20 protein-coding genes are annotated in these 20,873 nt (G+C 68.9%); 10 read left to right on the top strand and 10 right to left on the bottom strand.

Annotated features, from left to right (window positions below; translation table 11 throughout):
* Window positions 1-87 precede the first annotated feature (87 nt).
* Both C447_RS10925 and C447_RS10920 read right to left on the bottom strand, forming a co-directional pair.
* A complete protein-coding gene (locus C447_RS10925) occupies window positions 88-1,038 on the bottom strand; it encodes a DUF368 domain-containing protein (RefSeq protein ID WP_007693840.1) in 951 nt (316 codons plus the stop codon).
* Window positions 1,035-3,953, bottom strand: coding sequence for an oligosaccharyl transferase, archaeosortase A system-associated (locus tag C447_RS10920; RefSeq protein WP_007693838.1), 2,919 nt, complete (start codon window positions 3,951-3,953; stop codon window positions 1,035-1,037). Before C447_RS10920 ends, C447_RS10925 begins: the two co-directional genes overlap by 4 nt.
* A 114-nt stretch (window positions 3,954-4,067) precedes the next feature.
* Here C447_RS10920 and aglG point away from each other — a divergent pair, with 114 nt between their 5' ends.
* Together aglG and C447_RS10910 are read left to right on the top strand one after the other, a co-directional pair.
* Window positions 4,068-5,021: a glucosyl-dolichyl phosphate glucuronosyltransferase gene (gene aglG, locus C447_RS10915; RefSeq protein ID WP_007693836.1), complete on the top strand. Its 954-nt coding sequence runs from the start codon at window positions 4,068-4,070 to the stop codon at window positions 5,019-5,021.
* On the top strand, window positions 5,014-6,033 hold the full coding sequence (locus tag C447_RS10910; RefSeq protein ID WP_007693834.1) for a glycosyltransferase: 1,020 nt from the start codon (window positions 5,014-5,016) through the stop codon (window positions 6,031-6,033). Before aglG ends, C447_RS10910 begins: the two co-directional genes overlap by 8 nt.
* Window positions 6,034-6,036: 3 nt before the next feature.
* Here the strand turns inward: C447_RS10910 and C447_RS10905 are convergent, their stop codons facing one another.
* The gene (locus C447_RS10905) at window positions 6,037-6,981 is read right to left on the bottom strand and encodes a glycosyltransferase family 2 protein (protein WP_007693826.1); all 945 of its coding nucleotides are present in this window, start codon (window positions 6,979-6,981) and stop codon (window positions 6,037-6,039) included.
* Window positions 6,982-7,435: 454 nt separating this feature from the next.
* Between C447_RS10905 and C447_RS10900 the strand changes: the two genes are divergently transcribed.
* From C447_RS10900 to C447_RS10885, 4 genes are read left to right on the top strand one after another with little or no spacing between them, the layout of a single operon-like run.
* The gene (locus tag C447_RS10900; protein ID WP_007693825.1) at window positions 7,436-8,806 is read left to right on the top strand and encodes a sulfatase; all 1,371 of its coding nucleotides are present in this window, start codon (window positions 7,436-7,438) and stop codon (window positions 8,804-8,806) included.
* 43 nt (window positions 8,807-8,849) lie between these two features.
* Window positions 8,850-10,292: a lipid II flippase MurJ gene (locus tag C447_RS10895; protein WP_007693824.1), complete on the top strand. Its 1,443-nt coding sequence runs from the start codon at window positions 8,850-8,852 to the stop codon at window positions 10,290-10,292.
* 54 nt (window positions 10,293-10,346) lie between these two features.
* Window positions 10,347-11,600 (top strand): sulfatase-like hydrolase/transferase, encoded by a 1,254-nt coding sequence (locus C447_RS10890; RefSeq protein WP_007693823.1) that lies wholly within the window; start codon window positions 10,347-10,349, stop codon window positions 11,598-11,600.
* Window positions 11,601-11,660: 60 nt separating this feature from the next.
* Window positions 11,661-12,605, top strand: a complete 945-nt coding sequence (locus C447_RS10885; RefSeq protein WP_007693822.1) for an alkaline phosphatase family protein — start codon at window positions 11,661-11,663, stop codon at window positions 12,603-12,605.
* On the opposite strand, the gene C447_RS10880 is transcribed toward C447_RS10885, so the two are convergent.
* Window positions 12,606-13,487, bottom strand: coding sequence for a TrmB family transcriptional regulator (locus C447_RS10880; protein WP_007693821.1), 882 nt, complete (start codon window positions 13,485-13,487; stop codon window positions 12,606-12,608).
* A gap of 135 nt (window positions 13,488-13,622) precedes the next feature.
* On the opposite strand from C447_RS10880, the gene aglJ reads away from it, so the two are divergent.
* Complete coding sequence (aglJ, locus tag C447_RS10875; RefSeq protein WP_007693820.1) at window positions 13,623-14,699, top strand: S-layer glycoprotein N-glycosyltransferase AglJ; 1,077 nt, start codon at window positions 13,623-13,625, stop codon at window positions 14,697-14,699.
* Here aglJ and C447_RS10870 read toward each other — a convergent pair.
* A complete protein-coding gene (locus C447_RS10870; RefSeq protein WP_007693819.1) occupies window positions 14,696-15,016 on the bottom strand; it encodes a DUF5789 family protein in 321 nt (106 codons plus the stop codon). The two genes, aglJ and C447_RS10870, sit on opposite strands and share 4 nt — an antisense overlap.
* 78 nt (window positions 15,017-15,094) lie before the next feature.
* On the opposite strand from C447_RS10870, the gene C447_RS10865 reads away from it, so the two are divergent.
* On the top strand, window positions 15,095-15,304 hold the full coding sequence (locus C447_RS10865) for a ribbon-helix-helix domain-containing protein (RefSeq protein ID WP_007693818.1): 210 nt from the start codon (window positions 15,095-15,097) through the stop codon (window positions 15,302-15,304).
* Here C447_RS10865 and C447_RS10860 read toward each other — a convergent pair.
* The gene (locus C447_RS10860; RefSeq protein ID WP_007693817.1) at window positions 15,292-15,714 is read right to left on the bottom strand and encodes a hypothetical protein; all 423 of its coding nucleotides are present in this window, start codon (window positions 15,712-15,714) and stop codon (window positions 15,292-15,294) included. The genes C447_RS10865 and C447_RS10860 overlap by 13 nt on opposite strands.
* A 37-nt stretch (window positions 15,715-15,751) precedes the next feature.
* Complete coding sequence (locus C447_RS10855; protein WP_007693816.1) at window positions 15,752-16,429, bottom strand: hypothetical protein; 678 nt, start codon at window positions 16,427-16,429, stop codon at window positions 15,752-15,754.
* Between the two features lie 75 nt (window positions 16,430-16,504).
* On the opposite strand from C447_RS10855, the gene C447_RS10850 reads away from it, so the two are divergent.
* On the top strand, window positions 16,505-17,185 hold the full coding sequence (locus C447_RS10850) for a VOC family protein (protein ID WP_007693815.1): 681 nt from the start codon (window positions 16,505-16,507) through the stop codon (window positions 17,183-17,185).
* A 9-nt stretch (window positions 17,186-17,194) separates the two neighbouring features.
* On the opposite strand, the gene C447_RS10845 is transcribed toward C447_RS10850, so the two are convergent.
* The 3 genes from C447_RS10845 to C447_RS10835 form a co-directional block, all read right to left on the bottom strand.
* Entirely contained in the window at window positions 17,195-17,911 is a 717-nt protein-coding gene (locus C447_RS10845; protein WP_007693814.1) for a hypothetical protein, read from the bottom strand.
* A gap of 72 nt (window positions 17,912-17,983) precedes the next feature.
* Window positions 17,984-18,277, bottom strand: a complete 294-nt coding sequence (locus tag C447_RS10840; RefSeq protein ID WP_007693813.1) for a DUF5779 family protein — start codon at window positions 18,275-18,277, stop codon at window positions 17,984-17,986.
* A gap of 37 nt (window positions 18,278-18,314) precedes the next feature.
* Complete coding sequence (locus C447_RS10835) at window positions 18,315-19,298, bottom strand: bile acid:sodium symporter family protein (RefSeq protein ID WP_007693812.1); 984 nt, start codon at window positions 19,296-19,298, stop codon at window positions 18,315-18,317.
* Window positions 19,299-19,513: 215 nt separating this feature from the next.
* Here C447_RS10835 and C447_RS10830 point away from each other — a divergent pair, with 215 nt between their 5' ends.
* A complete protein-coding gene (locus tag C447_RS10830) occupies window positions 19,514-20,758 on the top strand; it encodes a LeuA family protein (RefSeq protein ID WP_007693811.1) in 1,245 nt (414 codons plus the stop codon).
* Window positions 20,759-20,873 lie beyond the last annotated feature (115 nt).

Genomic DNA, 20,873 nt, shown 5'->3' with positions numbered 1-20,873 from the left:
TGAGCCTGCAACTGCCGGTCGGCTATGACGAGTCGTACCCATAATACTACGATTTGAACATCGAAAAATGTCGATTCGAGCGCCGTATCAGGAGAACTCGATATCCTCGGTGAACCGGTCGACGACGAGCACGAGCACGCCGCCGAGAACGGCCACGACCAGGATCGTCCCGATCACCGTCGGATTCGGGTTCGAAGTGTGGTCGAGAACGTCGGTCACCGGAAGGCGAAGCGCGCCGACCATCAGGCTCACGAGGAACGTGAGGGTCGCTGCGCGGTAGTTCGCCAGCGCCCATCGGATGGCGTACGAGATCGAGAACAGGCCGATGAGCGCGCCGACCCCGAACGCGACGATGACGATGCCGGGTTCGACCAACCCGCCGACCGACCCTCCCGAGAGCAAGCCGGCGAGCCGGTTCGTGAACGTCGTGAGGGTGTTGCTCAGGTACTCGTACTGGCCGAGAACGTAGAGGAAGAAGGCTCCGGAGATCCCCGGGAGGATCATCCCGGCGATGGCGATCGTGCCCGCGAAGAAGACGATCGTCGGCGAGTTCGAAAAGGAACTTCCGACCTCGGGACCGGAGACGACGAACGCCAGCACGAACCCGAACACCGCAACCGCGACTCGGCGCGGCGTATCGAGCGAGACGTACTCGTAGAGGACGACCGCCGAGGCGGCGATCAGCCCGAAGAAGAGGGCGGCGACGTAGGCTGGGTACGTCTCGAACGCGTACGCCATGAGCCGTGCGACGGTGACCAGCGCCGTCGCGATACCCAGTCCTAACGCCATCAGGAACGGGATGTCCATCTCGACCAGCGCGTCGCGGAACGCGGCGCGGCCGGTCCGGCGGTGGAGCCGCGGGAGGTAGCGGAGCGCCCGCGGGTCGAGCGCGGTGATCGCGGCGATGAGCCGCTCGTAGATCCCCGTGATGAGCGCGATCGTCCCGCCGGAGACGCCCGGGACCGCGTCCGCCGCGCCCATGAAGATGCCCTTGAGGTAGACGACGACCAGCGCCCGCACGGAGCGCCGGCGGCTCATCGTACCACGCTCGCGGCGGTCGTCTCAGCGACGGGAGCGCGTTCCGAGGCGGTCGAGGCGTTCGTTGTCGCGTTCGAGCCCGATGCCGACCCCCGCTGGAGGTCGACGGTCACCGGGCCGTCGGTTCGCCCGATCACCGCGCCCTCGGGGACGTCGACGGTCGTGCTCGACCGGGTGTCGTTCGCGCCCGCCGTCTCGAACGTGTACGGGCCCGTCGCCCGGATCGAGACGTTGGTCGCGCCCTGCTCCGGGCCCCACCGGTCGTAGCCCGTCGTGGAGTACGGCAGGGTCATCGTGAACGAGCCGTCGGCCGAGGTGTTCGCCCGCTGGGTGTAGGTGAACGTGTCGTTGAGCACCGGGGAGGCGGGCATCCGGAGCTCGACGCTGGCCTCGACGGTGCTGTTCGGCGGGCCCTGTCCCTCGACGGTCGCCCCGTCGACCCGCTCGAAGGTCTTGACCCAGTTCTGCGGGGTGGCGTAGAGCTCGTTCGGGCTCAGTCCCGTCGATTGGTTCTGGTTGATCAGGGACTGATAGAACGACTGCGAGCTCAGGAGACCGCTCGTCTCCGTCGCGTTGACCAGCCGGTAGTGCTGGAGCGCGGGGACGTACTCCTCTGGGTACTTCCCGACGCCGCCGATCTGGGAGGTGCTGTCGTTCCTGACGTAGGCGCGCGCGGCACTCATGTTATCGAACCGCCGAACCGTGGGATGGCCGCCGGTCGCGACCGCGGCCTGCACGCCGCTGGAGGTCGCCTGCGTCGTGTCGTAGTCGATCACGACCGGTTTGGGTTCGACCGCCGAGCCGTGGAAGGCGTAGAGCCGGGTTCGCATCGTCTCGTAGTGGCGCTGGTTGTACGCGATGAACTGGTTCCCCGAGGACTGGTTCGCGACCACGAACACGTCGTCGGAGAGCGATATCGGGCCGTCGTTGTACCAGGTGTACGGCACGGTGTACAGCGCACCCCCGGCGACGTCACCCATCCGCCAGTCGATCATCACGTACCGGTCGCCCGACCCCTCGGGGGAACTCGCGATCTGGTTGGCGCGGGACTCGTTCGGCGCGAGCAGGAAGTTCGCGGCCTCGTGGGCGTTCTGCTGGAACGGGTTCGCCACCGGGATCCGATGGCCGAGCACGGTGATCCAGTGGCCGTAGTCCCACCACGACATCACCCCGTAGGAGCCGTTCGGATACTCGAAGTCGTTCGTGCGGTCGTAGCGCTCGTAGTAGCCCATCTCGTTGTCCGCGCCGCCGTAGGTGCCCTCGGCGGGCGTGCTGGTGTTGAGCCACTCCAGCGCCCCGTCCCAGCCCTGGATGGTCGATCCGGGGGTCGAACTCCCGTCGGCGTAGCTCCCGGCGGAGGTCACCGCCCCCGCGTTTCCGCCGACCGCGAGCGGCGCGGTGATGAACAGCACCACCACGAACACGGTGAGGACCTGGCGGAGGTGGAGGCTTCGAAGGGTCGCGCGGGCGTCGGTCTCGGCGAAGTAGCCGACGACCCAGCCGACGAGGTACGCGTTCAGCACCGCGACCGGCGTCACGAGGTAGTAATCGAACCGCGACTGGGTGAGGGTCGCGGCGAGCATGAAGCCGGTCCAGAGCAGCACGAACCCGGCCGCCGTTCGGTGTTTCAGTCGGCCACGCGCGAGGCCGAACAGCATCAATGCCGCACCAACTGCACCCCCGACGAGCGCGAACGCGTAGGAGTTGAAGAGGAAGCCGACGGCCTGGCCCACCGCCTGACCGAACGGAGCGCCCGCGTTATACGGCGGCTGTGCCTCCCCGACGGTGAGGGCGGTCGCGTTCGACCCCAGCCCGATGGTACGGACGAGCTGGTTCACGAAGAAGTCGAGCAAGTCGGGGAGTGCGACCGCCATCACGACCACGACGGCGACGAACAGCCCGAGGATCGTTCCGGGGTAGGCGTAGCTGGGATACTCGCTGCGCTCGACGACGCGTGCGAGCCACGCGAGGAAGACACAGCCGACCGCACCGACGAGCGCGAGCAGCGGTTGGAGCAGCGAGAAGCTCGACGCGCTGACCTCGGTGGTGTCGAACGTCGCGAGCAGCAGTATGCCGGCGACACCGAGCGAGACCGCGCCCACGATCGCGAGGTGTTCGGGGCTCTCGTCCCGGAGGAACTGGAGGGGGAGCGCCACGAGCAGGAAGACGCCGAAGACCCCCACGAGAAGCACGCCGGGCGGCCAGGCCCAGACGTAGAGCGTAAAACCGAGGCCCGCGAGCGCCGCCCAGCCGACGGGTTTTCGGAGGCTCGAGACGTCGCGCTCGACGAACTGCTCGTAGATCGGTTTCTCGCGCTCGCCGACCACGATGGCGACCACGAGGAGCGCGACCGCGAGGACCTGAAAGAACACCTCGGCGGCGTGGTGGTCGGAGAAGCCGGCGATCGAGCGCGAGAGGAAGGAGCCGGGCGAGAACGCGAGTATCGCGACCCCGACCAGCCCACCGAGCCGCCCGCCGAACCGCTTGCCGAGGAAGTAGGCGGGGACCGCCACCAGCGTTCCCAGCACCGCCGGCGCGAACAGCAACGTGAGCGCGGTGGTCTGGGCCGACGGACTGCCGCCGCCGACGACCAGCGCCGCCGTGGCGACGAGCTGGTCGTAGAGGGTGCCGAACTGGCCGACCGTCGCGCCCTCGGGGAAGCCGGTCCAGGGGTCCATCGGCATCGTGCTGGGCCAGTGTCGGACGGTGTACTGGACCTGCCGGAGGTGGTACCAGGCGTCGTTGCCGCTGAAGTAGACCTGGCCGTCGACGATGAAGTTCCGCCAGTTGCGGACCCGTATCCAGAGCATGAACGCGACGAGGAGGAGGAGAAGCGGGACGTGATACCACGACTCGACCGCGTCGAGAACCGGGTCGGGAACCGAATCGGCGAGGCGTTCCCGGCGTTGGCTCATTGTCCATCCCAGCAAGAAGACGCGCATAAAGCTTGTGAAACGCCCGACGGAAGCCCTCTCCCCGCTCGACGACCGAACGAAAAGGGCTATGCCGCGACCGATCCCAGCGGGCACATGCGGGTGTCAGTGGTGCTCTGTAGCTACGACCCGGCGCTGTTCTCGGACTTCCGGGCCGCCGCCGACAGCGTGCTCGCCAACACCCACCCCGCCGAGCTCGTGGTGGTGGTCGACGGCGACCCCGCGCTCGCCGACCGGGTTCGGGAGACCTACGGCACCCACGACGACGTCACGATCCACGAGAACGACGAAAACAGAGGACTGCTCGAAAGCCGAAACACGGGGGCCGAGGTCGCCGCCGGCGACGTGGTGGCCTTCCTCGACGACGACGCGCGGGCCGACCCCGAGTGGATAGCCCGCCTCGTCGCGGCCTACGAGACGCGGGGGGCGCTCGCCGTCGGCGGTCGGATGACCCCCGAGTGGGTCGCCGGACGACCGACGTTCCTCCCGGCGGAGTTCTACTGGCTCGTCGGCGTCACCCACCGGGGGTTCGGCCCCGCTGGCGACGAACACCGTCCGGGCGAGGTCCGCAACACCAACGGCTCGAACCTCTCCTTTCGCCGCGAGGTCTTCCTCGGTCTGGGTGGCTTCGACACCGAGATCGGCGGTCGGAAGGGGAACAACAAGCTCCAGGGCGGCGAAACGGAACTCTGCGCCCGGCTCGAACGCGAGTACGGCGAACGGGTGTGGTACGACCCCGACGCGCTCGTGGGCCACAAGGTGTTCGCCTACCGGACGGACCCGCGGTGGCTCGCGGGCCGGGCGTTCTGGCAGGGCTACTCGAAGCGCGCGATGGAGTCGTTCGTGCCGGACTCGACGGGCGAGGAGAGCGCGTTTCTGGGAGCGCTTCTCACGGAGTTCGTTCCCCACCGATTCGCGAGCCTCGTTCGGCACCCGTCGCGCGAACGCGCGAGTCAACTCGTCACGCTCGTCCTGCTCACCGGTCTCGTCGGGTTCGGATACGTCTACGCGATGCTTCGATACCGTCCCGCGGAGTCCGACGATGGCTGACACCAACGAGGACTCGATCCGCGTGCTCTGGCTCACGCCGGACAAGCCCGAGACGATCAGCGTTGGTCGTCGCCGGATCGCCGAGCACCTCCGGGACGAGGGCCTTCGCGTCACGCTCCGGGGCACGACCCCGCGGACCGCGCTGTCCTCGTTTCGCGAACGCGCCGAGTACGACGTGGTGGTCGGGACGACGCGGGCCGGCGCGTTCGCGGGGGCGGGACTGAAGCTCGCGGGAGTTCCACTGGTCGTCGACCACGTCGACCCGATCCGCCAGTTCGCGGAGACCCACGGCACCGCGCTCTCGTTCGGAGTGGGCCTCGCCGAGAACGTCGCCTTTCGGCTCGCCGACCACACGCTCTACGTCTACGACGAGGAACGTCCGCGCGTCGAGCGGTACGCCCGCGCCGCGACCGAGACCGACCTCGGGGTCGCCTTCGAGGCGTTCGCCGACCCCGACAGGGGGATCGTCGCGGACGCACGAGCACACCTCGCGGAGAGCGGTGTCGGTCCGGAGACCCCGCTCGCGATCTACGTCGGCGGGCTCGAACCGATCTATCACGTCGAAGCCCTCCTCGGCGCGATGGATCGCCTCGACGACTGGACCCTCGCGGTGCTCGGGACGGGGTCGCTCGAAGGGCTGGTCGAACGGGCCGCCGCCGAGCGCGAGAACGTCGTCTTCCTCGGGAGCGTGCCCCACGAGCGAGTTCCGGGCTACCTCCACGCGGCCGAGGCGGGAGTCGCGCTGGTCGACGACCCCCACACTCTGAAGATCCTCGAATACGCCGCCGCTGGTCTCCCCGCCGTCGGGCTCCACGGTCGCGTCGAGGACCGCTTCGGCGAGTTCGTCGAGTGCTGCGACCCGAACCCGGAGAGCGTCGCCCGTGCGGTGGGACGGGCGGGCGAGCGCGACGTCGAGGCGTTTCGCGACCACGTCGGGGAGTTCGATTACGCACGGATCGCCGAGGGCTACGCGCAGGTCATCAGGCGCGTCGTCGGCGCAGGAAAACGGTAACACCTATCGCCGGCGTTCCTGAAGACGTTCGAGGAGCTGGAGTACTCGTCGGTGGCCGAACGGAAGGTACGCGACCGCGAGCAGTACGAGGAGTCGAGGATCGGACCGTTCGCCCGAAAGCGCCGCCCGGAGCGGGGCACGAGCAGCCCCGGCGTCGCCGACCCGGAGCAGCCGTTTCCCGTACTTGTACTCGGCCTTGCGTTCGAGCGCCGCGCGATGGGAGTCGAGTCCCGGTAGTCGGTCACAGAGGTCCGCGACCACCGCGAGCTCCGAGTCGTACATGGTTTCGGCGTCCGAACTCATCGAGTCCTCGCGCACGGCGTAGCACGCGAGCGGTTCGGCCACCCGGGCGGGCCGATAGCGGGCGAACAGCCGGGCCCAGAGGTGGCGGTCCTCGACGGCCGGCAGGCTCTCGTCGAACCGTTCCGCGGCGAAGCACTCCCGGCGGGCGACGACGGTCGGCATCGGCACCCCACCCTCGTAGAGGAAGTCGACGTGATGGGTTTCCGGGTTCTCGACCGGCAACGCCGACTGGTAGCGTTTCGAGTCGCCTTCGAGGAGGGAGACGTCCGAGTAGACGACATCGGCACCGTCATCGAGCGCCGCGAGCTGTCTTTCGAGTTTCGTCGGGCACCACCGGTCGTCGGCGTCGAGAAAACTGATCACCGCGCCAGTGGCGGCGTCGAGCCCCCGGTTCCGCGCCGCCGCCAAACCCTGGGGCTCCTGTTCGATGTACTCGAAGCCCTCGACGCGTTCGCCGAGCTCTCGGAGCCAGCTCACTCCCGAACTGTCGACGACGACGAGTTCGAGGTTCGCGTGGGTCTGGTTCGCGATGGATTCGAGCGCTTCGGGGAGGTACTCGGCGTCGCCGTAGGTCGGGACGACGACGGAGACGAGCGGGCCCGCTCCTGTCTGGAGCGAGCGTGGCAGTGTGACTGTCTTCGGCACGAGTCTTGGTACGACATCTAGGAGCGCGGGTTAACGGCTTTTCCGTTCGGGGATGGTGTGCACGAGTGGGTGGATAGTTGGTGACTGACGCCGCGACGACGAATCCCGACACAAACGAGAGACCGCCCTGCTACCGCCCCACGAGGGCCACACGCCTCCCCAGCCGATTCGTTCGCTCCCTCTGGTCGCTCACTCATCCCTCGCACAATGTTCGCGGTCGGCGCTCATGGTTCGAGAGAGCTTCGCTCTCTCGTCATCACGAAAGGCGCGAAGCGCCTTTCGAACGACTTCGTTCGCACCGACGCGAGCGCGCGCCACAGCATCCGTACCGCAACCGCACCACCACTGCACCGTGGCCGCACCGGCCTCCCACCGAGGTAATTTCGTTACCGAAAACCCGGCCGACGACGGAGGGAAAGGTACTCAAAGCCGTGGGGAGGACTCGAAACGAACGATGCGAGACGTGCTGTTCATCACCGTCGACTCGCTCCGAGCCGACCATCTCGGGTGTTACGGCTACGGGCGCGAGACGACCCCCGCCATCGACGCCCTCGCGGCCGGCGGCCACCGCTTCGAGAACGCGTTCGCCCACGCGTGTGCGACCCGGGCCTCCTTCCCCTCGATCCTGACCTCCGCGACGGCGCTGATGCACGGCGGTTACGAACGCGTCTCCGAAAAGCAGACCCTCGTCACCGAGGCGCTCCCCGACGCCTGTCGCACGGCGGGCTTTCACTCGAACCTCTACCTCTCGGCGGAGTTCGGCTACGACCGCGGCTTCGAGCACTTCTTCGATTCGAAGACCGACCCCGGACGGATCGCCCGTCTCAAGCAGGTCGTCAAGCGCCGGCTCGACGAGGACGGCGCGCTCTACCGACTCCTCTCGGGCGCGGTCGACACCGCCGAGAAGGAGGCCGGCCTCTCCTTCGGCTCGGCCTACGTCCGCGCCGACGAGATCACCGACAAGGCGCTCGCGTGGGCCGAAAGCCAGAATAGAGGCCCGCGATTCGGCTGGGTGCACTACATGGACGTCCACCACCCCTACCTCCCGCCCGAGCGCCACCAGCGCGCCCTGGGACTCGACCCGGTGGACGAACGCGAGGCGGTGCGCCTCCGCCGGACGATGGTCGAGGAACCCGAGAACCTCACCTCCGACGAACGCGAGACCCTGATCGACCTCTACGACGCCGAGACCCGTTTCGCCGACGCCGAGATCGGTCGGCTGGTCGACTCCGTTCGCGATTCGTGGGGCGAGGATACCGTGATAGTGCTCACCGCCGACCACGGCGAGGCGCTCGGCGAGCACGGGCAGTTCGGCCACTCACAGACCTTCTTCGACGAGGTGCTCCACGTCCCGCTGGTGGTCGACCTCGGTCCCGAATCGAGCGAGCCGAAAACCCACGACGAGATCGTGGGCCTGCTCGACGTGACCCCGACCATCGTGGACTACGCGGGCGGCACGCAGTCCGAGGCCTTCCACGGCCACAGCCTCCGGCCGCTCCTCGACGGAACCGGTGAGTGGCCCCGCGAGCACGTCGTCGGCGACTGGTCGGCCGAGAACACGGGCGAGGGCGAACACCGCTACGCCTACCGCGACCGCCGCTGGAAGTACGTCGAACGCGACGGGGTGGGCGCGCTCTACGACCTCCGAGCCGACCCCGGCGAGGAGCGGGACGTCGCGGCCGACAACCCCGACGAACGCGAGCGCATCGAGGCGGTCCTCGACGACCACCGCCGGACGATCGCCGCGACCGCTGACGACCTTTCGACTGTGGAGATGGACGAGACCACGAAACAGCGCCTCCGCGACCTCGGCTACGCGGAGTGATGACGCACGTGTCTCCCCCGCCGGTTTTCGTTGCTAGGGACGCGTGGACGAACCCCGTGAGTCGCTGATGCGGATCGGCCAGACCTCCGTCGTCAACTTCGTCTCGGAGGTCGCGACCTCGGTCTTCGGCTTCGTGGTGACGATCTACCTCGCGCGCGAACTCGGGAGCGCGGTGCTCGGGGAGTACTACCTCGTCGCGGCCGTCGTGGTCTGGGGGAAGGTCCTCGGCGGCCAGGGCATCCAGATGGCGACCCGAAAGCGCATCAGCGAGGGAGCAGACGAAGCGAAATTCTTCGGCGGCGGGCTCTCGCTCCAGACGTTCGCGTTCGTCGTCCTCGCCGCGGCGATCCTGGTCTTCCGTGGGCCGGTCAACGACTATCTCCGCACCGACGCCGCACTCTTGTTGGTCGTCCTCCTCTTCACTGGACTCCTGGTGTGGCAGGTCCGAGCCGCGCTCGAAGGTCGTCATCGGGTGGACCTCTCCTCGCTGCTCGGCCCGTTCGACCGCCTGCTTCGCGGTCTCCTCCAGATCGGGGTCGTGGTCGTGGGGCTCGGGACGGTCAAGTGGCTCCTGACGGGTTTCGCGGCGGCGGAATTCGTCACGGGCATGGTGGGGATCGCGCTCCTCGGCCTCCGACCGCAGCTCCCAACCCGTGCGCAGGTCGCGAGCATGCTCGATTACGCCAAATATTCGTGGTTCTCGGGGCTCGAATCCCGGACCTTCGCCTCGATGGACACCCTCGTGCTCGCGGTCCCCGTCTTCGCCGTGAGTTCGAGTCGGATCGGGATCTACGAGGTCGCCTGGAACCTCGCCTCGGTCCTCGCGGTGTTCGGTGCGTCGGTGAGCACCACCCTCTTTCCCGCGATCAGCCGGCTGTCGAGCGCCGAGAACCGGGAGGCGATCCGTGGCCTGATCGACGACTCGATCGCCTTCTCGGGGCTGTTCGTGGTGCCCGGTCTCGTGGGCTGTCTCGTCGTCGGCGACCGGGTGCTCGCGATCTACCGCCCGGAGTTCGTCCAGGGCTACGCCGTGCTCGTCGTGCTCGTCGTGGGGCGCTTGCTCTACGTCTACGAGTCCCAGCTCACCAACGTCCTCGCGGCGATCGACCGCCCCGACGCCGCCTTCCGGGTCAACGTCGTCTTCGTCGCCACCAACCTCGTCCTCAACCTCGCGCTCGTCTACGCGTTCGGCTGGCTCGGCGCGGCGGTCGCCACCGCGACCTCGGCGGCGGTGGGGCTCGTCCTCGGCTACTACTTTCTCCGACGGCTCGTCGCCGTCCCGATACCCACCCGCGAACTCGCGAACCAGGTCGCCGCCGCCGTCGCGATGGGTGTCGTGGTTCTCGTGGCACGCAATTTCGCGCCTTCCGGCGTTCCCTGGACGGTCGGGCTGGTCGCGGTCGGCGGGGCGGTCTACTTCGCCGGGCTCGTCGGGCTCTCGAACCGGTTTCGCGCCACGGTCCGACGAAACCTTCCCGTCCGCTGATCCCGCTCCCATCGATGTTTTGAAGCCCGCCTGCCCGCAACCCCCACCAACTCGATGCCCGACACGCCGAACCTGCTTCTCCTCTGTGTCGATTGCCTACGCGGCGACGCCGTCGACGACGGCTGGGGCGAGACCCCGTTTCTCGACTCGTTCGTCGCCGGTGGGCGCTCGTACGCCAACTGCTTCGCGTCGGCCACCACGACGACCCCCTGCGTCGCGAGCATGATGACGGGTCGGTACGCCGAGGGCAACGGCGTGCGCTCGCTCCGTGAAGCCCGCCTCGCGCCCGGCGTCTCGACGCTCGCCGAGCGGCTCTCCGTAGCGGGCTACGACACCGCCGCGTTCGTCACCGGCCCGCTGGTGGCCGAGACCGACCTCGACCGGGGGTTCGATACGTATCGCTACCGCGAGAACACCGAGTCGCTCTTCGACGGCTGGGAACCGACCGAACTCGATTCCCTGTTCGCGACCGAGAAACCCTCCTTCTGCTATCTCCACCTCTGGGAGCTCCACGAACCCATCACGGTGCCGGCGGAGTTCCGTGGTCGAGAGAACGGCCGGTGGCCCTACGAGCGGGCGCTCTCGGCGCTCGACCCCTCCCTCGAACGGCTCCTCGAATCGGTTCCCGAGGACACGGTGGTCGCGCTCTGTGGCGACCACGGCGAGAGCATCACCTGGCGACACAACCCCCTCCGCCGCGTCGCGAAACGCGCCCGCGACAAGGCCCGCTACGAGTTCGGCGTCGATACCCGGGGGATGGAACGACGGCTCGACCGCCTCGCGGAGGCCCTCGCGCCCGCGTCGATCCACGACCACTTCGTCGAGAACGGCCACGGCGAGACGGTCTTCGACCACGTCGCGAACGTTCCGCTCGTCCTCTCGGGGCCCGGCATCGAACCGGGTCGCGAGACCGCGGTCTGCCGGCAGGTGGACCTCTACCCGACGCTGCTCGACGCCCTCGGGCTCGACGGAAGCGAGGACGTCGACGGCGAATCGCTGCTCGATCCGGCGAATGAGGAACTCGACGACCGCGAGGCCTACATCCGGGCCTGTGGGGCGGCGCTCCGCGGGAAGGAGAACTGGGTTCGGGCCCTTCGAACCTCGACGGGGAAGTACGTCGAGTACCCGAACCGCGACTGGGGACCCGAATACTACGACCTCGCCGCCGACCCCGCCGAACGCGCGCCGGTCGACGACCCGGACCCGGACCGACTCCGTGCGCTCGCGAGACGGCTCCCGGAATCCGAGGGCGTCGAGACCGAACGCCTCGCGATCGACGAGCGGCTCCGTGCGCTCGGCTACCGCTGAGTCGGTCCTACCGAGCCGACCCCGACAGACCTTTGGGAGTGGATCGAGGTTGTCGAGACGATGACGCTCGCCGACTGGATCGACGAGACCCGAGCGCGGGTCGCCCGCGATGGGATGGCCGGCGTCCACGAGAGCGCCTACGAACTCCGGGTCGGCGCGCTCCGGCGGGCGGACCGCTTCGTCGACCCCGGCGTGAACGTCTACGACCGCGAGTGGGACGCCCTCTTGATCCTCGACGGCTGTCGGGCCGACCTCCTTCGAGGAACCGCACCCGCCTACGACTTCCTCGATTCGCCGGGGACGCACCGCTCGCCGGGATCGACCTCCTACGAGTGGCTGGAGCGGACGTTCACCGACGAGTACGAAGAGGAGATGGCGAACACCGTCCACGTCAGCGCGAACCCGTTCACCCACCAGTATCTCGACGCCGAGCGATTTCGCGTGCTCGACGAGGTCTGGCGCGACGGCTGGGACGACGAGGCGGGGATCGTGCCCGCACGAACCGTGACCGACCGCGCCATTCAGGCGGGCCGCGACCACCTCGATTCGGACGGCCGGCTCGTCGTCCACTACATGCAGCCACACTTCCCGAGCGTGCCGCGCCCGCTCGGCGACGTCTCGACCCTCGACGAGTGGCGCGACGGTCGCGAGATGGCGTGGCAGGGCCTCCGGCGCGGCGAGTTCACGCGACGGGAGGTCTGGCGCGCCTACGCCGCGAACCTCCGATACGTCCTCGACGACGTGACCAGCCTCCTCGAAAACCTCGATGCCGAGCGGGTGGCCATCTCCGCCGACCACGGCAACGCGGCGGGCGAGTGGGGGATCTACGGTCACCCGAACGTTCCCCTGAACGTGCTGCGGGAGGTGCCGTGGTTCGTGACGAGCGCGACCGACCGACACACCCGCGAGCCCCAGTCCACGAACTCGACCGACCGCGAGGAGGCGTCTGCGGCGGTCGAGGACCGGCTAGCGGCGCTCGGCTACACCGAGGACGAACGGACGTAGTCACCCGGGTCGATCCGAGGGCGACGGGTCCGGATACTCGGCCAGGCTCTCGTGGTCCCAGATCAGTTCGAAGTAGCGTTCGAGACCGGCGACGAACGAGCCGTTGCTCGTGATGGCCGCCTGCCGGATCGCGTCCGGGACGTCGTTCTCCTCGACGAGCAGGACCGCTTCGCCCGAATCGTAGGCCGCGCTCGGGTCGCAGAACGTGCCGCGCCACGGGAGCTTGCCGCTCGAAAACCGGGTCTCGACCGCGGGGTACGCCGTCGCGAGGCGGTCGACGATCCCGGCCTGCACCTCGCGTTTCTCCGCGGGCGAGCGTCCCCCGCCCGGGATGTGGTCGGGGTGGAGCATGAGCACCCGGACCTCGATCCCCCTGTCGAGGGCCTCGGCGAGCGCGGTCTCGACGGTCGGGAGGTACTCGAAACTCGTCGTGATGACGTTGACCTCCGTCTCGGCGGTACGGTAGAGCCGGCGCGCCTCGGCCTCGCTCGGTTCGCCGACGTCCACGACCGAGAACAGTTCGTCGTCCCGGCTCTCGGCCGCGTCGTCGTATCGCGGGCCGAACTCCGCGAGGAAGGCCTCACGCGACCCCTCGACCGCCTCGCGGAAGGCCTCGTACTCCCGTCGGCGGTTCTCGGTCGCGCGGTCGAGCACCTCCGCCGGCGACCGGGCGTGGTACTCCTTCGGCCGCCCGGGTATCACCTCGACGAAGCCCTGGTCGGAGAGCGATTCCAGCACTCCGTAGATCCGCGCTTTCGGCACCCCGGTCGCTCCCGCGAGCGTCGGCGCGGTGGTCCGACCGAGCTCGAACAGCTCGGCCAGCGCCCGCCGTTCGTACTCCGTGAGACCCAGGTCGTCGAGGGTCCCCGTCGGGTCGCTCATGGCCGCCCCTTCGTCGCCAGGCCCCTAAACGCGCTGTCATTCGTCGCCGAAGGACGTTTTCCGTCGGCAGCGGCTGCGAGGCGGCGTCCGACCGAGTCCGAAGGGTTTTGCGCGTGGGTCGCCGACGTGGGTGAAATGGTCGACCGCGGCGACGTCTGCGTGCTGATCCCGACCTACAACGAGGCCGCGACGATCGGCGACGTCGTCGGCGAGTTCCGCGGACGGGGCTTCGAGAACGTGCTCGTGGTCGACGGCCACTCGACCGACGACACGGTCGAGGTCGCACGCGAGAACGGTGCACGCGTCGTCGAGCAGTCCGGACGGGGGCGGGGCAACGGCAAGGGCCAGGCGGTTCGCGAGGGCGTCGCGCGCTCGACGGCTCCCTACCTCCTGATGCTCGACGGCGACGGTACGTACCGCCCGGCCGACGCCGAGGCGCTCCTCGAACCCCTTCTCTCCGGCGAGGCCGACCACGTCGTCGGCGACCGCTACGCCGACATGGCCGACGGTGCGATGACCCGGTTCAACGGCGTCGGGAACCGACTGATCAACCGGGCGTTTCGCTCGATCCACGGTCGCGACGTCGGCGACGTGCTGAGCGGCTATCGTGCGTTCACCCGCGAGTCGTTCGAGCAGTGCAACCCCGCGGCGGACGGCTTCGGCATCGAGACCGAACTCGCCGTCGAGTGCGTCAAACACGGGGTCCCCCTCGCAGTGGTGCCGATCGAGTATCTCGCCCGCCCCGAGAACTCGGAGACCAACCTCAGACCCGTGCGCGACGGCGCGAAGATCCTCCTCACGCTCTACCGGCTGGCGAAGACCAACAACCCCCTCTTCTACTTCGGGAGCGCGGGCGTGCTCTCGGGGATCGCGGGGACCGCCGTCGCGGCCTACGTCTTCGTCGAGTGGGTCACCCTCCGGGTCTCCCACGAGGTGCTCGCGGTCGCGGCGGCCTTCGCCATCATCGTCGGCGTCCAGCTGGTGATCTTCGGCGTGCTCTCGGATATGATCCTCGCGATCAACCGCGAGCAGACCCGACGGTTCGAGGCGCTGCTCGACCGGGAGGCGACCGACCGCTCACGGACGGACGACTACCGCCGGCCCGGCGGTCCGGTGGAGCGGGTCGAATCGGCCGACGAGCCGGACCGGTCACCGAAGCGCGACCCCTCGACCGACCCGCCAGCCGAACGCGTCGGCGCGGAACGCGACTAGAACAGCGCCCGGAGCCGCGCCAGCAACCCCGTGGACGCGGACTGCCGGCGCTCCTCGAAGACGGGGTGGAGCGCGTCGAGCAGTCGGTTCTCGTCCTCGAATCGAGTTGGACCCGCCTCGTCGAGCGCCGTCGAGAGCGCGACCGTCTGACCGGAGGGGTCACAGGGGATCTCGGGGTCGCCGAGGGTCTCGACGACCGTCGCGGCGTCCGTCGGGTAGGTGAGGTCGGCTTCGGCGAGGCGACCGTCGAGCGCGGCGATCCCGAACGTGATGGCGTCGGGTTCGGCGGGGTCATCCTGGGGCGGGCGCGCGGCCATACCTGCCGTACGGCTCGGGCGAGGAAAACCCTCCGGCCAGTGCACAACGACTATCCGGTGGACTGTACTTCCTCCCCTATGACCGACTACACCACCGTCTCGATCCCGAAGGACCTCGCCGACCGGGTCGAGGAGACCATCGAGGGCACCAGCTTTTCGAGCACCAGCGACCTCGTTCGCTTCCTCCTCCGAAGCATCGTGATCCAACACCAACAACAGGGCGAACTCACCGAGGCGGAGTTCGACGAGATAACCGACCAGCTCCGGGATCTGGGCTACCTCGGGTAGTCCACGAACTCCTCGGGTGGCTCGGCGTCGACGAGTTCGAGCGACTTCTTCCGCCCGTCGCGCCCGAAGGCCGCGAGCGACGCGCGTTCCCACGGCGCGACCGCGACGAAGACCGTCCCGTGGAGGTCGTCGGCCTTGGTGAGTTCGAGCTTTCCCTGGGGATGTGAGACGAACCGGCCCTGGGTCTGTCCGGCCGGTACCCCGAGGTCCATCCCGAACACCGCCGAGACCGCACCGCCGGCCTCCGGGAAGTAAAAGTGCGTGAAGACGGGCGTCTCCGGCGGGAGGTCGGGCGCGAACTCGCCCGCGGGCGTGGTCGCGAGCGGGATCGTCACCGCCTCGGGTTCGGCCTCGCGCGCGAAGTCGAGCAGCCCGTCGACCAGCCCGCGGGTCGCGTGGACGGTCCTCATCGGCCGGTCCGACCGTCGGCGGGCGGCGCGCCCGCGGTCATCCGGGGAGAAACAGCCGTGCGGCCTTCGCGTACAGCGCGGGTGCGCGCCGACGGGACCCCGAGAGCGCCGCGGAGAGCGCCGCGCTCGCGTGGTCGTGGACGCCGGCCCCGTGGCCGAGCAGGACCCGGTCGGGCGAGAGGTCCCGAAAGGACCGGCGGGGCGGCAGGAGGCGAAGCATCGGGTGGACCCCGAGGCGCTCGTCACCGGTCCGCATGTACTCCGAGGTACCGACCGCCTCGGCCACCACCAGCGTTCCCTCGTCCTCGTGATAGAGCAGTGCCTCCTGCCAGAGCGGCGTCGCGACCATCCGGAGACGGTAGCCCGTTTCACCGAGTTCGCCGGAGAACCGCTCGACCGGGGCGTCGATGTCGTCGGCGACGCCCGCCATCCACGACGGAATGTGGACCGAGACGTCGTGGCGGGTCGCGAGCTCCGCGGCGTCGCGCTCGTGGCGGTCGAGCAAGAGTACGACCCCCGCGACCTCGCCCTCCTCGGCGAGCAGGTCGTCGAGCCCCTCGGCGTCCACCGGGTCGACCAGCCAGACGCCCTCGTCGGTCGTGAGCGCGTGGCTCGCGCGTTCCATGCGTTCGTCCGGGTAGGCGAGCCAGCCGACGCCGCCCTCGAACCGGTCGATCTCCTCGTAGCCCGTTCGGCCGGAACCTTTCATCGGCATGACTCTCCTTTCGGGGGCGCGTGGGATGAGGCCGTCGGTGGCGGGAGTTATGCCCCCACGACCCGTCCGGGGGCCATGCAGCCCGCGCTCGACTGGCTCGCCCTCGAAGTCAAGCGACTGGACCGCGCGACAGCGTTCTACCGCGACCACCTCCGACTCGACGTGGCCCGCGAAACCGACACCGAGGTCGCGTTCGCGGCGGGCGAGACCGACCTCGTGCTCCGCCGACCCACCGGTCCGCCGCGCGGCGGCCTCCACACCCACTACGCGCTCTCGATTCCCCGGACCGAGTACGACGCGTGGTACGACCGACTCGCCGGAACGTTCGACCTCGACGAACACGCCTTCGGCGACGCGCGCTCGCTGTACTTCTACGACCTCGACGGGAACTGCGTCGAACTCGGCGAGTCGGACGGCGAGGGCTCCGGCGTCGTCGGCGTCTTCGAGGTCGTGCTCGAAGTCGTGAACCTCGATCGGGCCGAGGATTTCTACACCGCGCTCGGGATGGAGATGGTGGACCGCGGAAGCGAGCGCCGACGGGTTCGCCTCCGTGGCGACGGCTTCGACCTCGAGCTCTGGGAACCCCAGTTGGGGCTGGCGGACGCCCGCGGCGGCGTCCACGTCGACTGCGGGTTTCGGTATCCGGACCCCGAAGCGGCGCTCGAAACCGTCGAGGGTTCGGTCACGTCGGCGGAGCGCCTCGGCGATGGGATCCGGGTCCGCGACCCGGACGGCCATTCCCTGACGTTCGTGTGAGTCCCGTCGTCACCGCTTGCCGGCGAACTCCTCGAAATCCATCTCCAGAAGCGTCCGCGGTCCGTCCGATCCCCGCTCCTCGTACGCGGGATCGGTGACGTCGTCGGTGACCGGGCGCTCTGTGGGTTCGCCGTCACGTCGAACGACCTCCTCTAGCGCGGTCGAGAACGACGCGGAGAGTTCGGCGACCGTGTCGGCCGTGAGGACGTCGATGTCGTCCAGTACGCCGACCCCGAGACCCGTCGCGAACCCGACGTAGGGGAGGTAACTGCCGACGATGGGAACGTAGTCGCCGACCGTCTTCCCGTACGCGAAGCCGTCCTTCCCGAACCGGAACACCCGTCGGAGGTTGGCCTCTCGCGCGGCGTTGACGGCCCTGCCACCGCTCCGCTCGATAGCCGGCCGCACGTGGACGTCCGGCAGCGCGAATCGTTCGTAGGACACCGACGTCAACCGGTGGACGGACGGCCGGTTCCCGACCCGCTCGCTCACGACCGAACCGTCGACCACCCGGTCGGGCAGCCTCGCCGTGATCCGTCCCCTGGTGTCGTCGGCCCTCCTCGAAACCGCTTCGGTCGCCGTCGAGACCACGGTCGATGCCGTTCCCGTGGCGTCGGAGGCCCTCCCCCTCGCCTCGTCGGCCTTCTCGGAGACGGTCTCTCTGGCATCGGAGGCGGTGGTCGCGGCCGTATCCCTCGCCTCCGCTACCCGGTCTCGAAATTCCATGGGCGGGATACACGCGACGGCCGAATAATGGTTCCGTCCGCCCCGCATCGCGAGGACGGCAGGGTTGCCGAGTTACCCCAGTCGGTCGGTATCGATGCTGACGCCCGGCGGAGTCACGATCAGGAACTGTCGGAAGTGGATGAGTTCGCCACCGAGTTCGCGAACGTCGCGCGCGAAGCCGCCGGCGAGCCGGTTGAGGTTGCCCTCGACCGCGAGCACGAGCACGCCGCCCGACTCGACCTCGGCGACCCAGTCGGACTTCGGGGTTCCACCGTCGAGCACGCCGAGGACGACCCGTGTCGCCGCGCCGTCCGCCTCGTCGATCTCGCCTTCGATGGCCTGCAGGTCCAGGTCGAAATCGCTCATATCCGCCCCTCATCGTCGGCAAGCAAAAACCCTCCCTTCAGTCGTCGCCGGCCGGGGTCGCGTCCGTCGGGGCGGCCCGCGACCGGCGCGAGAAGTAGGTCGCGACCGCGGGCCCCGAGACGTTGTGCCAGACGCTGAACAGCGCGGGCGGGAGCGCGGCGAGCGGGCTGAAGTAGGCCGTCGCGAGCGCGACCGCGAGCCCGCTGTTCTGGAGGGCGACCTCGAAGGTACACGCCCGAACGCGGGCCTCGCTCATGCCGCTCGCGCGCCCGACGCCGTAGCCGGCCCCGAGGCCGACCGCGTTGTGCGCGACCACCGCGACGAAGACCACGACCCCGGCGGTCAGGATGCTCTCGACGTTCGCGCCGACCACCGCGGCCACGATGGCGACGATGGCGACCACGCTCACCGCCGGGAAGACGTTCAGGCCGGCCTCGGCGACCCGCGGCGCGTAGCGATCGAGGACGAGTCGGAGGACGAAGCCCGCGACGACGGGGATCAACACTACCTGGACGATGCTCGAGAACATCTCGGCGAACGTGACCTGGAGCTGTTCGCCCGCGAGCGCGACCACCCACGCCGGCATCACGACCGGGGCGGCGAGCGTCGTCACGGTCGTGATCGACACCGAGAGCGCCACGTCGCCGTCGGCGAGGTAGGTCATCACGTTCGAGGCCGTCCCGCCGGGGGCGGCCCCGAGGAGTATCACGCCGACCGCGAGCGCGGGCGGTAAGGAGAGGGCGACCGTGAGCGCCCACGCCGCGACCGGCATCACGACCCACTGGGCTATCGCGCCGATGGCGACGTCGCGCGGCCGCTCGACGATCCGCTCGAAATCCACGGGTCGGAGCGTGAGCCCCATGCCGAGCATGATGATCCCCAGGAGCGGCGTGATGTACGGCGTGATCCACGTGAACGAGTCGGGGGTGACGAGCGCCGCGCCCGCGAAGACCAGGATCCAGACCACGAAGTAACTGCTCGCGAGCTCCCCGACGCGTTCGAGGCCGTCGAGAACGTTCATGTCGCTGCCACCCGGCTCGGTTCGGGTGTGTGCGTCGTTCGCATCCGGCTCTCCATGCGTCCTGCCTGCACGGCCCGGATCAAAAGGGTTGGTATCGGATACTCGACGGCCCGTCTCCACCCCCACGGTTCGTGGTCGTTCGATTTCCCGGCCGGCTTTCGGACGAACCCCGTTACGGAACGCCAGACTTATATGCTACATCGGCCTCGTGAGGATTGCAATGGCTTACCACAACGCGGACACGGAGGCTTCGTCGGACACCCCGGCGGGTCGAGTTCTTCCAGGGCACCCTGGGAGATACGACTGAGTTCGACGACGCACGGATTTTCGACACGACGCTCCGTGACGGAGAGCAATCGCCACGCACCTCGTTCAGCTACGACGACAAGCGCGAGATAGCGGCGGTGCTGGGCGAGATGGGAACCCACGTCATCGAGGCGGGTTTTCCTGTGAACTCCGACGCGGAGTTCGAGGCGGTGCGCGACATCGCCGAGAGTACCAACGTAACCACCTGCGGGCTGGCCCGAGTAGTAGAGAAGGACGTGGAGGCGGCGCTGGACTCCGGCGTCGAGATGGTCCACGTCTTCGCCTCGACGAGCGACATCCAACTCGAGGACGCGATGCACTCGGACCGCGCGGAGATGCAGGAACGGTCGGTGAACGCGGTCGAGCGCGCGGCCGAGGCGGGCGTCGAGGTGATGTTCTCGCCGATGGACGCGACCCGCACCGACCCCGAGTACCTCTTCGAGGTGATCGAGGCCACGTCGGCGGCGGGCGCGGACTGGATCAACATCCCCGACACCTGCGGGGTCGCCACCCCGACCCGGTTCGGGAAACTGATCGCCGACGTCTGCGCCCACGCCGACGCGCGGGTCGACGTCCACACCCACGACGACTTCGGGCTGGCGAGCGCGAACGCGCTCGCGGGCTTCGAGGCGGGTGCGGCGCAGGCCCAGGTCAGCGTCAACGGCATCGGCGAGCGCGCCGGCAACGCCGCCTACGAGGAGGTCGTCATGGCGGCCGAGTCGCTCTACGACGTCGACACCGGCATCGACACGGCGCGGATCACGGAGCTCTCGCGGCTGGTCGAGGCCGCGAGCGACATCGACACGCCGGGCAACAAACCGGTCGTCGGGCAGAACGCCTTCAGCCACGAGTCGGGGATCCACGCCGCGGGCGTGATCGAGAACTCCGATACGTTCGAGCCGGGCGTGATGACCCCCGAGATGGTGGGTGCGAGCCGCGAGCTCGTGCTCGGCAAACACACCGGCACCCACTCGGTACGCGAGCGGCTGGTCGAGGCGGGCTATGCGCCCACCGACGACGAGGTACGCGAGTGTACACGCCGCGTCAAGGACTTCGGGGCCGAGAAGGAGCGGGTCACGATGAGCGTGCTCGAACGCTTCGCCCGCGAGGTCGGCATCGACCACGAGAGCGAGGGAGCGGAGGTCAACGCCTGACCCATGCCCGCCCCGAACGCCCCCACCCGTGAGTCGCACGTCTCGGATCCGCCCAGAGGTTCGTGCAACGTTTGCACGCCACGGAAGGGTTATTACCGTCCGACCGAATGGACCG

The organism is Halococcus hamelinensis 100A6 (genome assembly GCF_000336675.1).
Classification (GTDB): Archaea; Halobacteriota; Halobacteria; order Halobacteriales; family Halococcaceae; genus Halococcus; species Halococcus hamelinensis.
This window is presented reverse-complemented; position numbering and strand designations above follow the sequence as displayed.